This is a genomic window from Achromobacter denitrificans NBRC 15125, from assembly GCF_001571365.1.
In the GTDB taxonomy this organism is placed as follows: domain Bacteria; phylum Pseudomonadota; class Gammaproteobacteria; order Burkholderiales; family Burkholderiaceae_B; genus Achromobacter; species Achromobacter denitrificans.
Window position 1 is genome coordinate 362,253 of sequence record NZ_BCTQ01000001.1, and the last position, 13,266, is coordinate 375,518.

Here is a 13,266-nt window from a genome sequence, read left to right on the forward strand (position 1 = left end):
TTATTGTCCAGGACGGCGCGGGCGCGCACCCCGATGCGCGCCCGCCCCGCGCATTCCTCGGCCGTCAGAGATGGAGCGCCATGGCGGGATCGCTGACCCCGTGGCGGCCGTTCTCCATGCGTCCGGCGAAGCGCCGCTCGAAGCCTTCGGCGGTGACGGTGAAGTCGTACCAGTTGCCGCTCTCCGCGATCGACCAGTGGTGCTCGGCCACCGCGCCCGGTTCGACCGTCAGGGTCCAGGGACCGTCCGAGCGGTAGGCATTGGCCTGCAGCGCGGCCTGCAGGCGGGCCTTGCCGTGGTTGGACACCTTCACGTAGAGCGCGCCGCCCGCGGGCTCGTAGCAGACCTGCACTTCCAGCGCTGCGCCGCGCTGTGTGTTGCCGGCGAAGGTCCGCACGAAGCCGTTGGTGCTGTAGACCCACAGGTCGTAGTCGCCGCCGGTCCAGGTGTCGGACAGCGTCTTGCCCGCTTCGACGGTGTAGCGCCGCGGAATCAAGTCCAGGTTGCGCTTGTCGTAAACATGGAAGACCGCGCCGGCGTCCCCTGTGTTGCTGAACAGCAGTTCGACGGCACCGTCCGTTCCGAGCCGGGCGCTGGTGTGCAGCTCGTAGGGCAGCGCGCGCGAGAAGCGCGTGCCGGTCTCCTGGAACAGCGGCTGCGGTATCGCGGGCGCCTGGGTCACCGGGGCCGTGGGCAGCAGATTCTGCGCCGCGTTGATCGCGGGATAGTTGCTCGTGTCGGGCAGCTTGGGAATCCGCGGATCGTTCGGGGTGACGAAATCGAAGCAGGTGGTCAGGTCGCCGCTGACCGCGCGGCTCCATGGGCTGATGGCGTCCACCTTGATGCCGAAACGCTGCTCCAGGAACCGGCCTACCGAAGTGTGGTCGAACACCTGCGAATTGACCCAGCCGCCCTTGCTCCACGGCGACACCACGTACATCGGCACGCGGGAGCTCATGCCCCAGGGCCGGACGGTGCCGGTGGTGGTGTCCTCGGCCTTCAGGTAGCTGCCGACAGACGCGTCGAAGTACTCGCCGTCCAGCGGCACGGTCGACTTGCCCATCAGCACGCCATTGGCGTCATAGGAGGCACCGCCGGCATCGCTACGTGGTCGAAGAAGCCGTCGTTCTCGTCGAAAGTCACGAACAGCGCGGTCTTGCTCCAGACTTCGGGATTGGACGTCAGCGCGTCCAGCACGTCGGCGATGAAGTCGGCCGCGCCGGCGACGCCTTCGCTGCTGCCCGGATGCTCGGCCAGGGCCTGCGTGGGCAGCACCCACGACACTTGCGGCAAGGTGCCATTGACCACGTCCTGCTTGAGCTGGGCGAGGAAATTGACGGCGCCGTCGGCCTTCTCGGGGCCCCCGGTCAGGCCGTGCTCATAGATCGGCGAACCCGGCTGGGCCTCGCGGAAGCTCTTGAAGGCCAGGCAGCCATGCATGGCGCCCGTCCAGTTGTTGTTCATGTTCTGGTAGATGTGCCAGCTGACGCCGGCGCGCTCCAGCAGATCGGGCAAGGTGTCCCACTTGAAGGCGTTGTTCTTGTACTTGTAGTTGTAGGTGCCGGTGACGGGATCGATCTGGCCCGAACCGTCCACCTCCTGCACCCGGCCCGCGACCCAGTTGGACGGGCTGGGCCAGCAGCGCGAGTTGACGGGCTCGGAATCGGTGTCGGTGCAATTGATGCCCAGCTTGCGCAGCTCGGGGTTGGCGTTGGCGCCCGACCAGAACACGATGCGGTTGGGGTCGGTGCCGGTCAGGATGGAACAGTGGTAGCCGTCGCAGACCGTGAAGGCGTCGGCCAGCGCGAACTGAAACGGAATGTCCTCGCGCATGAAGAAACCCATCGTCGCCTGGTTCTTGAACTGGATCCAGCGGTCCATTTTCCCCTGGTTCCACGCCGCCTGCTGGTCGGGGAAATTGTGGGGCGTGCCGGAGCCGATCAGCGCCTTGCTGATCCTGGAGTCGCGGCGGAACGGCAGGATGTCCTGGCCTCCGGCCGGGTTCGGCTGGAAGAACACCGGCTTGCCATTGGCCAGCGGAATCGGGAAACGGTCGCCGAAGCCGCGCACGCCGCGCATCGTGCCGAAGTAGTGGTCGAACGAACGATTTTCCTGCATCAGGATCACGACGTGCTTGATGTCCTGGATCGTGCCGCTGTCGACCGCGGCGGGAATCGCCAGGGCGCGCTGGATGGACGCGGGCAGCAAAGCCATCGCCGACAGCGCGCCGGCCGCCTGGGCCGATACGCGGAAGAACTGCCGGCGTCCCGGCAAGGCAGGGGAAGCGCCGGCGGAATGCGGAAGGGAAGTCTTGGTCATGGGGCTACTCATGCGTTGGGTTGGACGGGACGGGCATTCAAGGCGCGCAGCGCAGCTGCGGCGCGGGCGGCGGCGTGACGGGCTTTTCGATCTCGGGCGGCGGCGCCGTGCCTTCATCCGAATCGTCGTCGCCGCCGCAGGCGGCAAGGGTCAAACTCAGGGCGATGGCCGCAACAAGGGCGCGGCCCGGTGCAAAGTACGGGGTCATGACTACTCCTGGTCAGGGAACGTTGCCGGGTCTGCCCGGCAGGATGGCGATCGGGGCGCGGCCCGCCCGGCGAGGCGAGCCGCGCCGGTTCAGATCAGGCGCCGCCGCAGCCGGGCGGCCACCTGGTCCAGCAAAAACACGGTGATGAAGATCACGACGAGAATCGTCCCGACGTGGGCGTACTGGTACATGTCGTAGCGGCCCTTCAGCTCTTGCCCGATGCCGCCCGCGCCCACCAGGCCCACCACGGTGGCCATGCGCACGTTGCGGTCCAGGATGTAGAGCGTGTAGCCGGTGAACTTGGGCAACACCTGCGGCAGCACCGCATAGGCCAGCACGCGCAGCTTGCCGGCGCCGATCGCGGCCAGCGCCTCCTGCGGCTTGGTGTCGGCCGTCTCGATGTCCTCGGCGTAGAACTTGCCCAGGAAGCCCATCGAGTGGATGGCCAGCGCCAGCACGCCGGCGATGGGGCCGAAGCCGTAGGCCAGCACCAGGAACAGCGCGCAGATCAGCTCCGGCATGGCGCGGAACAGGCTGACCGCCGCCCGCGCGGCCACGTACAGCAGGCGGTTGGGCGCGTAGTTGCGCGCGCTGCAGTAGGCCAGCGGCGCGCTGCCCAGCACCGCCAGCAGCGTGGCCCAGATCGCGATCTCGAAGGTCTCGACCATCTTGACCGCCACCCGCCACAGGTAACCCAGCGGTTCGACCAGGTAGGTGTGGGTGGATACCTCGTCTTCCATCTTCAGCGTGTGCGGATTCAGGCGGCTTTCCGTGACCTGCACGGTTTCCACCCGCGCCAGCCAGGGCAGCCTGTCGGGATCGAAGCCTTCGATGCGCGAGGTCTCGGTGCGGTACGACACCTGCAGCGGAAACAGGCTGTCGGCCAGCGCCCCCAGGCCGGCGGTGACCTGGGACTGCTCCTTGAGGCCGACCGCCGCCAGCGCGCCATCGAACGTCAGCGCCGCCATGCGGCCCATCTCGACCCGCTGGCCGGTGTAGAGGAACAGCATCAGCGCGGCGATGACGACCAGCAGCGCCCGGGCGCCATACGGAGGATCCAGCCGCCAGGCGGCGTTCTCGGCCTGCGTGCTCATCGCGCGCCTCCCACCGAAAGCAGCGCCGGCCGGACGCGCGCGGCCAGGCGCTGTCCCGGCGGTTCGCTGGCCGCCTCGGGCGTGGCCGCGGCGGCCTCGCGCGGCGCGGGCGACGAGCCCGCCTGGTATAGCGCCCGGGCGGTGATCTCGTCGAAGGCGCTGGCGGGTCCGTCGAACACCATCGCTCCCTGGCGCAGCGCGACGATGCGGTCGGCGAACTCCCGCGCCAGGTCGACCTGGTGCAGGCTGCAAAGCACCGTGGCGCCGCGCTCGCGGGCCTGGTCGCGCAGCAGCCCGAGGATGTCGCGGCTGATGCGCGGATCCAGGCTGGCCACCGGCTCATCGGCCAGCAGCAGCGCGGGCGCCAGCATGAACGCGCGCGCGATGCCGACGCGCTGCTGCTGGCCGCCCGACAGCTCGCTCACGCGGCGGCGCAGGTGCTCGGGTTGCAGGCCGACTTCGCGCACCAGCCGGCAGGCGCGCTCGCGCAGCTCGGCGGGAAAGCGCAACAGATAGGCGCGCCAGGCAGGCAGGCCGGGCAGCGCCCCCGAGAGCACGTTGGTCGCCACCGTGGCCCGCGACACCAGGTTGAAATGCTGGTGCACCATGCCGATGCGCGGCCGCACGGCGGCCAGCGTCGACGGGCGGACCTCGGTATCGTCCACCCTGACCTGCCCCTGGGTCGGCGTGGTCAGGCCGTTGGCCATGCGCAGCAGCGTCGATTTGCCCGCGCCCGACGCGCCCAGGATCACGCAGAACTGGCCGCGCGGCACCCGCAGCGAAACCGAGTCCAGGGCCATGGTGCCGTCGGCGTAGCGCATGCCCACAGATTCGTAGCGCAGCATGTCCGCGTCTCTTGCGCCCGCGCTCACCGCTGCGCCGCCTTGTCGAGGATTTCACCCTTGATCTCGTCGGTCAGCAAGGACATCTTGGACGCCGGGCCGGCGAACTGCTCTTCGGAGAATTCGGTATCGAAGCGGTCGAGCTTGGCGCCGCCGTAGCCGCGCACCATGTCCGGCGTCACGCCCGGCGCCTTGTGCACGGTGGCGAACGCCTGCTTGAGCGTGGCCTTCAGCGGCTCCGGCAGCCGCGTGTTCATCGCCAGCGGCGGATAGGGAATCGGCTCGCTCTTGAAGATGACCTTGACCGACTTGGGATCCACCGCGCCCTGGCGCACCGCCTTGTCGAACGAATCGAACGACAGGGCGGCCGCGTCCACCTGCCCCTGCACCAGCGCCGCCAGGCTGCTGGCGTGGCTGCCGGTCAGCTGCAGCGCCGCCAGGTCCTTGGCGGGGTTCATGCCGTCCTTGAGCATCGATGCCACCTGGAAGGTGAAGCTCGAAGCGGAATTGACGTCGCCGAAGGCGGCGCGCTTGCCCTTCAGGTCGGCCAGCGAACTGATCGGCGAATCCGCCTTGGCGAACATGGCGGCGTAGTAGGCCGACTCGCCCTTCTGCACGCCCACCGCCAGCAATTGGGCGCACTGCCGGTCATGCGCCTGCACGTAGGAGACCGGGCCCAGGAACGCGACTTCGGCCAGCTGGTTGCACATGCCCTCGACCACGGCGCCGTACGACTGGCCCACCGTGAGCTGGAAATGCAGACCCGTGCTGCGCGTGATGGCGTTGAAGATGGGCGCGTAGTCGGCCTTGGTGCCCGACTCCGTTCCGCCGTCGGCGGGGATCAGCAGCACGCGCAGCGGGCGCTGCGCCGAGCCGTCGGCCAGCGACTGGGCCTGTGCGAGCGGCGCGGCCGCCAGCAGGGAAATGAGCGCCAATGCGGAAGCGGAAAAGCGCGGCGTTTTCATGTCTTTGTTCCTTGTCTTGGTGAAGTTGCCATCGGGGCGACGCGTGGGCCGCCCTGATTCCGGAACGCAGATTAGGCGTCGCACATGACAAGGAAATGAAAAACGCTCAATTTAAAAAAACATGTTTTTGAATTTTATTCAGATAGAATCTGCACCGCCGGGCGGCCGGATCCCGCCGCCCGCTCCCCCTCAACCCCTCTACGCGCCTCGCCGCCCCGCCGCCCATCCATGACCCGCATTGCCCGCGCTTCCCTGCTTTCCCCTTCGGCGTCGCCGACCGCCGAGCCGCCCTGGACGCAACGGTCGCACGGCCTGATCCTGGACCTGGACGGCACGTTGATCCGGGGCCACGAAGTGATCCCCGGCGCCGGAGAACTGCTGACCCGCTGGGCCGGACGCTATGTCATCGTCTCCAACAACTCAACAGATACCGCGGCGGGCCTGGCGCCGCGCCTTCGCGCCCTGGGCCTGCCGGTCCAGGCCGATTCCCTGGTCCTGGCCGGCGAGCAGGCCGTGCGCCGCATCGCCCGCGGCCATCCGCGAGCCAGGCTGATGCTGTGCGGTTCCGAAACGCTGCGCGCCTGCGCCGCCGGCCTGGACCTGGCGCTGGTGACGCGCGACGCGGATATCGTGCTGCTGGCGCGCGACCGCGACTTCAGCTACGCCACGCTGCAAGCCCTGGCCCGCGAACTGGCGGCCGGCGCCCTGCTGATGGTCAGCAACGGCGACCTCACCCATCCCGGCCCCCAGGGGTCCGTGGTGCCCGAGACCGGCGCGTTGCTGCGCGCGGTGCTGGCATGCGCGCCCGGCATCCGGCCCCTCATACTCGGCAAGCCGGCGGCCATGCTGTTCCAGGAAGGATTGCGCCGACTGGGTCTGCCGGCCGGGGACGTCACCGTCATCGGCGACAACGCGCGCACCGACGCGCTGGGCGCGGCGCGCCTGGGCATGGCTTATCTGCTGGTCGGGGATGCGCCCCACGCCGACGCGCCGGACATGGCGCGGCTGCTTGCGGCCGCGCGCCCGCGCCGGCATGCGTTGCCGGAGGGCATCGCGGCCGACGGGGATCAGTAGCGCTTGGTGGACAGCACGTCGAACGTGCTGCGCAGGGTCGAGACGGCCTTGTCGTAGTCGGACAGGGCGAGGCAGGCGATCAGGGTGTCGATGATGGCCAGCTGCGCGAGGCGGCTGGTCATGGCCTCGGTGCGGAAGCGCGTCTCGCGCGACATGGTGTGCAGCACCACGTCCGCGTACTCCTGGATCGGCGATTTTCCGAAATTGGTGATGCAGACCGTGCGCGCGCCGGCTTCCTTGGCGAGCCGCGTCGCCAGCACGGTTTCATGCGTGCTGCCCGAGTGGGAGATGGTCAGCACCGCGACGTCCGGCCCCGTCAGCGACGCGCTGATGGCCTGCACATGGGAGTCGGTGACCGCGGTCGCGTTCAGGCCGATGCGCAGCATGCGGTAGTGCGCGTCGTGCGCGATGATCGCCGAACTGCCGATACCGTAGATTTCCACGCGGCGCGCGCCCCGGATCAACTCCACGGCCGCCGACAGCGCCGCCACGTCCAGCACCGATTCGGTTTCCTGCAAGGTCTGGATGTTGCTGTGGAAGATCTTGCTGACGACCTGTTCCGGCGTGTCCTGCGCGGCCAGGTCTTCGTGGATGTACTGCACCGGCTGCACGATCTGCTGCGCCAGCGCGATCTTCAGCTGCTGGAAACCGGTGGCGCCCAGCAGCTTGCAAAAGCCGACCACGCTGCCTTCACTGGACTGGGTGCGCTCGGCTACCTCGCTGACCGACATGTGGACCACTTCCGCCGGATGGCGGATGACGAATTCGCCGATGCGCTGCGAGGCCGCGCCCATCGACGGCAGCAGGCTCTGGATGCGGGCCAGCATGGCCTGCGGCGAACCCCGCTGCGGGTCGGCGGCGGCGGACGGCGTGCGGGAGGAGCGTTTGGAAGTGGCCATGGCGGCTCGGCGATGAAAAAGGCCGGCATGCGCCGGCCTTTTCGTCTGCTGTGGCTTACTTCGCCGGCGTTTCGGCCGGCTTGTCGCCCGCGGCGGGAGCCGGGGCGGCGGGCGCGGCCGGCACCGAAGCGTCGGGCTTGGCCGGCGCGGCCGGAACCGAGCCCGCGCCCGGCACAGACGAGGCGCCCGACGGCGTGGCGGGCACCGAACCCGGCACCTGCGGCACCGAGCGGTCGGCCGGGAAGCTCTGCATCACACCCGAATCGACGGCGGTGCCGGTCGTGCCCTTGTGGCTGACGTAGGCCAGGCCGGCGGTGGACGCGAAGAAGACCACGGCGGCCCACTTGGTCGCGCGCGACAGGAAGTTCGCCGCGCCGGTGGCGCCGAACAGGCTGCCGGCCGAGCCGCTGCCGAACGCGGACCCCATGTCGGCGCCTTTGCCCTGCTGCAGCAGGACAAGGACGATGATAGCCAGCGCCGAGATCACTTGGACGGCCAGCAGAAGTTTGAGCATCAAGGGCATTGCAGACTCCGGAACGGAAACTTAGATGGCGGCGATTCGCAAAAATTCTTCGGCCACGAGCGACGCGCCGCCGACCAGGGCTCCGTCGATATCAGTCATGGCGAACAAACTGGCGGCATTGGCAGCTTTCACGCTGCCGCCGTACAACACTTGCACCTGCCCGGCGCCCAGCGCGCGCAGGGCGGCGCGGATGGCGCCATGGACTTCCTGCGCCTGCTCGGGACTGGCGCTGCGGCCCGTGCCGATGGCCCAGACGGGCTCGTAGGCCAGGACCATGCGGGACACGGCGTCGGCGCCCAGCGCCAGCACCGGCTTGAGCTGGCGCTCGATGACGGCAAGGGTATTGCCGGCGTCGCGGTCGGCCAGGGACTCGCCGACGCAGACCACGGGCGTCAGGCCGGCGGCCAGGGCCGCCTGGGCCTTGGCGGCGACCACCTCGTCCGTTTCGCCGTGCAGCACGCGGCGCTCGGAATGGCCGGCCAGGGCCCAGCGGCAGCCAAATTCCTTCAGCATGGCGCCGGAGACCTCGCCGGTATAGGCGCCCTTGTCGTGCGCGCTGACGTCCTGCGCTCCCCAGGACACGCTGCTTCCGGTCAGGGCCGAGGCGGCTTGCGCCAGGTACGGGAACGGCACGCAGACGCCGATTTCGCAGTGGCTCGCAGCGTCCGCGGCGCGCAGCTCGGTCAGCAACGCGGCGTTCTCGGCCAGGTTGCCGTGCATCTTCCAGTTGCCCAGCACGAGGCGGGCGCGGTTTTCGACTGAAGTCATGGCGGGTGTCTAGAGAAGGTGGCGGGCGGCAAGCGCCCACGGGCCTGCCTGGAAAAAATTCCAGGCGAAACCCGTGATTGTATCCTGTTGCGGGACGCTACGCCGAGCGCCCCGCGATTCTTACATTGTCAGGATGATTTTGCCGATGTTTTCACCGCTTTCCATCATGGCATGGGCGCGGGACGCCTCGGCCAGCGGGAAGGTGGCGTGAACGATGGGCTTGATGGCCCCATTTTCCAGCAGAGGCCAGGCCTGCTCCCGCAAGGCGCGGGCGATGGCGCCCTTGAAGGCGACCGGACGGGGACGCAAGGTGGAGCCGGTGATGGTCAGGCGGCGGCGCATGACCTGGGCCGTGTCCACATTGGCGTGCGAACCGCCCAGCTGGGCGATGATGACGATACGGCCGTCGTCCGCCAGGCACTGCATGTCGCGGGCGATATAGTCGCCGGCCACCATGTCCAGGATCACGTCGACGCCGCGCCCGCCGGTGGCGTCCAGCACTTCCTTCACGAAGTCCTGGGTCTTGTAGTTGATGCCGCGCTCGGCGCCCAGCGCTTCCACGGCGCGGGCCCGGTCGTCGCTGCCGACGGTGGCATAGACCTTGTGGCCCATGGCGCGGGCCAGCTGGATGGCCGTGGTGCCGATGCCGCTGGCGCCGCCGTGCACCAGCAGGGCCTCGCCTTCGGACAGGCGGCCGCGGTCGAACACATTGCTCCAGACGGTGAAATAAGTTTCCGGCAGGCCGGCCGCCTCGATGTCGGACAGGCCCTTGGGAATCGGCAGGCATTGCGCGGCGGGCGCCACGCAGTACTCGGCGTAACCGCCGCCCGCCACCAGGGCGCAGACCTTGTCGCCCAGGGCGAAGCCGCTGCCGGCCAGGTCGCCGCCGACGATCTCGCCGGCCACTTCCAGGCCCGGCAGGTCCGAGGCGCCGCGCGGCGGGGCATAGTTGCCCTTGCGCTGGAATACGTCCGGCCGGTTGACCCCGGCGGCGCTCACTTTGATCAGGACTTCACCCGCGCCGGCTTCCGGCGTGGGACGCTCCACGGGAACCAGGACCTCGGGGCCACCAGGGCGAGAGATTTCTACGGCGTGCATCGCGTGCCTCCTTTGCAGCAAATGGATTATTATTGCGCCCTTTGCTGCGGATCGCGTCTCCTTTGGCCATTTTGTTTGCCAGATGGCCGGATTGCCGGACAATACGCGGTCAAGGCACGACCCGGAAGCGTGGCAGAGTGGTCGATTGCACCGGTCTTGAAAACCGGCAACGGGCAACCGTTCGTGAGTTCGAATCTCACCGCTTCCGCCAGTAACGACGAGCGCCTGGCGTCGCTCTGGCACGGGCAACGCGCTTGGAGAAACAGATAGGAAGCCGCGCGACGGGCCGTTACAGGCTACCGTACGAATGCAGGCCCGACAGGAACATATTCACGCCCAGGAAGGCGAAACTCGTCACGACCAGGCCGGCGAGCGCCCAATAGGCCGCCGCCTCTCCCCTGAGCCCCTTGATCAGGCGCATGTGCAGCCAGGCGGCGTAGTTCAGCCATACGATCAAGGCCCAGGTTTCCTTGGGATCCCATTGCCAGTAGGCGCCCCAGGCATCGGCCGCCCATAGCGCGCCCAGGACGGTGGCCACGGTGAAAAAGGCGAATCCGAGCGCGATCGCGCGGTACATGATGTCTTCCAGCACCTCCAGCGGAGGCAGCCGGCGCGCGATGGGCCCGCGCAGCGCCAGCACCGCGCCCACGATCAGGGCGCCCACCCCGAAGTACAGCATCCAGACGGGCGAGACGCCTCGCGCGCCGAAGACCGGTGGTTCGGCGCAAAGCACCGCGCCCAGGACGAAGACAGGAATCAGGGGTTTGCGGGACCGGGTCTGCCCGTGCCGCTTGACCAGGTAGGCGAACCCCACCGTGCCCGCCAGCGAGAACGTGCCGTAGCCGATGAAATTGGCCGGCACGTGCAGCTTCATCCACCAGCTCTGGAGCGCCGGCACCAGCGGCTGGATCTGGTGGGCGTCGCGCGTGAGTGAATACCAGAGCAGGAACACGACCATGGACGCGACCACCAGCATCGCGAATCCGCCCAGCGCCCGCGTCGCGTAGCGGAACTCGTAGTAGAGATAGAGCAGCGCCGTGACCAGCGCGAAGAAGACGAAGACTTCATACAGATTGCTGACCGGGATGTGCCCGACGTCCGGCCCCAGCAGGTGCCCCTCGCGCCAGCGCACCAGCAGGCCGGTCAGGCCGGCCCACACGCCGCTCCAGGTCAGCGCCGTGCCCAGCCAGGCGAGCGCGGGCCGCGCCAGGCCGACCCAATAGCACGCGGTGCCCAGCACGAACAGGCAACCCATCCAGAGAATCGCCGATTGCGACGACAGCAGGTACTTGAGCAGGAACACGCTCTCGGCCCGGCCGAGGTCGCCCTGCTCCAGCCCCCCGCCGCCCGAGTACAGCCAGACGGCCAGCAACGCGCTGGCGCCGCAGGCCAGCGCGAGCCGCCGCAAGGGACGCCACAACCATCCCAGCCATGCCAGGGCCGGCACGGCGCCCGCCAGCATCGCCTTCTCGTAGCCGTTGAGCGCCTGGCCATAGGCCACCAGCGCATACGCGGCGGACGCCACGCAAACAATGAAGAACCCCGCGTCGGCGCGGGTCAGCCGCCTGAGGGGGCGGATGTCGCCGACCAGGGCGCCGGGCGCGGACAGGTCGGAATGCGGCGGGACGGACCCGGCTGCGAGCAGAGGCATCGGACGATCTCCAGGAAAACATCCCGCCCGCGGGCAGCCCGCCAAGCCGGACGACACAAGGTATTTGTCATAGGACAAATAATTCTACGAATTCCGACACCGCGCCGTACAGGGATGCGGCGATGCGCCGCCACGCCCGGCCACCCCTACCGGATCCGGGAGAACCGTGCTAGGCGCTGCCGCAGGGCAGCGGCAGCGCGCCGGCCTCCACCGGCTCGTGACGCGCCCGTTCCATCTGCCTGCAGGCCGCGTTCACCCGGGACATGGCCCGGGCGATTTCGTCGACCTCCAGGGCCGCGTACCCGAACAGGAGGTGGCGGGGATTGGCGTCGTCGACCTCGCTGGACGCGGCGTGGGACAGCGGATACAGCCTCACGCCATACCCCAGCGCGGCGGTGGAGATCAGGTTGGCGTCCGGGCTGTCCGCGGGCAGCTCGAAGGCAAGGTGCATGCCCGAGTTCTGGCCGCTTACGGTGCCCTCCCCGCCCCACACGGCCTCGATCCCGCGCAACAGTTCGTCGCGCTGTTCCTGGTAGCGGCGCCGCAGGTACTGCAGATGGCGCGCGAAACAGCACTCGTCGAAGTAGCGGGCCAGGACGGCCTGGGTCAGCCACGGGCTGCCGTTGTTGAGCAAGGCCTTGCGTTCGACGAAATCGTCCACCAGCGCGGGCGGACAGACCATGTAGCCCAGCCTCAGGCCGGGTCCCAGGGTCTTGGAAAACGTGCCCAGGTAGATGACCTGCGCCGGGCTCATCGCGGCCAGGGGTAGCGGCAGGACGGAGTCGTAGCAGAAATCCCCGTCGTAATCGTCCTCGATGACCAGCGCGCCGCTGCGGCCGGCCCATTCGAGCAATTGCCGGCGCCTGGCCATCGACATGGTGTAGCCCAGCGGGTACTGGTGCGACGGCGTGACGTAGGCGAGCCGGGCCGGCCCCTCGGGCAGCAGCGCCGTGCGCAGTCCCTCCGCGTCGACCGGGATCGGGACGGCCACGGCGCCGTGCCGCCGCACCAGGTTCCTGAAGCCGGTGTAACAGGGCGACTCGAACACCGCCGCGCCGTCGCGGTCCAGGAAGTGCGAGGCGATCAGGCTCAGCGCCTCCTGGCTGCCGGCCGTGATCAGCGCCTGTTCCGGTTCGACCTTCAGCGCCTTGGAGGCCGACAGGTAGTCGGCGATCTGGACCCGCAAGCCCCACAGCCCCGCGGGCGGCGCGTATTCCGCCATCGCACAGCTGACGTGGCGCAGCAGCTGGTTCGACAGCGTGATGAACTGGCGCTGGGGAAACGCGTGGAGCGAGGGCCTGCCGACCTTGAAGTCATAGCGCGGGGGAATCGCCGGCGTCTGTCCGCAGACCCCGCTCGATAGCGCGGAATTGGCGGCGCCCGCGTAGACGGCCGGGCGGTCGAGCACGAAATCCGGGTTCTTCGGATTGACCAGCAGGGTCCGCTCCAAGGTGACGAAGTACCCCCGGCTGGGCCTGCTCTCGATGAGGTTGGAATCGATCAGGAGCTCATAGGCCCCGAGCACCGTGTTCTTCGATACCTGCAGGAGCGAGGACATGCGGTTGATCGCCGGCAACCGGTCTCCCTCCTGCAATCGTCCGGCGCGGATCAAGGAGGCGATCTGGTCCGCGATCTGCTGCTTGAAAGGTTTCGAGTCCTGCCTGGATAGGGAAAGCGGTAGTGAGAACATGACGGGCAACCACAGGATGAAAACGATATCGCCCCTCGGGGCGGCGAGGACCCAACCCGTTCCCCGCACTACCACGGTAGTCTCCCGCGCGCGAACCAACTTTGTCCTAGGTCAAAAACAATGAAACCGTAACCA

General features: G+C 68.5%; 11 protein-coding genes, 1 tRNA gene and 1 pseudogene. 2 read left to right on the plus strand and 11 right to left on the minus strand.

The features are described 5' to 3' along the window. Positions 1-64: 64 nt before the first annotated feature. The 5 genes and pseudogenes from ADE01S_RS01680 to ADE01S_RS01695 form a co-directional block, all read right to left on the minus strand. Positions 65-2,319: pseudogene (locus ADE01S_RS01680) on the minus strand (phosphocholine-specific phospholipase C). A gap of 37 nt (positions 2,320-2,356) precedes the next feature. Further along, positions 2,357-2,527 (minus strand): hypothetical protein, encoded by a 171-nt coding sequence (locus tag ADE01S_RS31710; RefSeq protein ID WP_165695600.1) that lies wholly within the window; start codon positions 2,525-2,527, stop codon positions 2,357-2,359. Between the two features lie 89 nt (positions 2,528-2,616). Continuing rightward, positions 2,617-3,621, minus strand: coding sequence for a phosphonate ABC transporter, permease protein PhnE (gene phnE, locus ADE01S_RS01685; protein ID WP_062679721.1), 1,005 nt, complete (start codon positions 3,619-3,621; stop codon positions 2,617-2,619). After that, on the minus strand, positions 3,618-4,466 hold the full coding sequence (locus tag ADE01S_RS01690; protein ID WP_062679722.1) for a phosphonate ABC transporter ATP-binding protein: 849 nt from the start codon (positions 4,464-4,466) through the stop codon (positions 3,618-3,620). The genes phnE and ADE01S_RS01690 overlap by 4 nt, the downstream gene beginning before the upstream one ends. Before the next feature lie 23 nt (positions 4,467-4,489). Then, positions 4,490-5,428 carry a phosphate/phosphite/phosphonate ABC transporter substrate-binding protein gene (locus tag ADE01S_RS01695; RefSeq protein WP_062679723.1) on the minus strand — a complete coding sequence of 313 codons (939 nt, stop codon included), beginning with the start codon at positions 5,426-5,428 and terminating at the stop codon, positions 4,490-4,492. Between the two features lie 228 nt (positions 5,429-5,656). Between ADE01S_RS01695 and ADE01S_RS01700 the strand changes: the two genes are divergently transcribed. Beyond that, positions 5,657-6,502: an HAD-IIA family hydrolase gene (locus ADE01S_RS01700; RefSeq protein ID WP_062679724.1), complete on the plus strand. Its 846-nt coding sequence runs from the start codon at positions 5,657-5,659 to the stop codon at positions 6,500-6,502. Here ADE01S_RS01700 and ADE01S_RS01705 read toward each other — a convergent pair. The 4 genes from ADE01S_RS01705 to ADE01S_RS01720 form a co-directional block, all read right to left on the minus strand. Further along, positions 6,496-7,329 carry a MurR/RpiR family transcriptional regulator gene (locus tag ADE01S_RS01705; RefSeq protein WP_062679868.1) on the minus strand — a complete coding sequence of 278 codons (834 nt, stop codon included), beginning with the start codon at positions 7,327-7,329 and terminating at the stop codon, positions 6,496-6,498. The genes ADE01S_RS01700 and ADE01S_RS01705 overlap by 7 nt on opposite strands. A gap of 127 nt (positions 7,330-7,456) precedes the next feature. Beyond that, positions 7,457-7,924 (minus strand): preprotein translocase subunit SecG, encoded by a 468-nt coding sequence (gene secG / locus ADE01S_RS01710; RefSeq protein ID WP_062679725.1) that lies wholly within the window; start codon positions 7,922-7,924, stop codon positions 7,457-7,459. Between the two features lie 21 nt (positions 7,925-7,945). Then, the gene (gene tpiA, locus ADE01S_RS01715) at positions 7,946-8,692 is read right to left on the minus strand and encodes a triose-phosphate isomerase (protein WP_062679726.1); all 747 of its coding nucleotides are present in this window, start codon (positions 8,690-8,692) and stop codon (positions 7,946-7,948) included. A 120-nt stretch (positions 8,693-8,812) separates the two neighbouring features. Further along, positions 8,813-9,790 carry an NAD(P)H-quinone oxidoreductase gene (locus ADE01S_RS01720; protein WP_062679727.1) on the minus strand — a complete coding sequence of 326 codons (978 nt, stop codon included), beginning with the start codon at positions 9,788-9,790 and terminating at the stop codon, positions 8,813-8,815. A 123-nt stretch (positions 9,791-9,913) separates the two neighbouring features. Here ADE01S_RS01720 and ADE01S_RS01725 point away from each other — a divergent pair. Then, positions 9,914-10,001 (plus strand) — tRNA-Ser (locus ADE01S_RS01725). Between the two features lie 78 nt (positions 10,002-10,079). On the opposite strand, the gene ccsB is transcribed toward ADE01S_RS01725, so the two are convergent. Next, positions 10,080-11,441: a c-type cytochrome biogenesis protein CcsB gene (ccsB, locus tag ADE01S_RS01730; RefSeq protein WP_082775658.1), complete on the minus strand. Its 1,362-nt coding sequence runs from the start codon at positions 11,439-11,441 to the stop codon at positions 10,080-10,082. Positions 11,442-11,610: 169 nt separating this feature from the next. Further along, a complete protein-coding gene (gene pdxR, locus ADE01S_RS01735; RefSeq protein WP_075873203.1) occupies positions 11,611-13,131 on the minus strand; it encodes a MocR-like pyridoxine biosynthesis transcription factor PdxR in 1,521 nt (506 codons plus the stop codon). Positions 13,132-13,266: the final 135 nt, after the last annotated feature.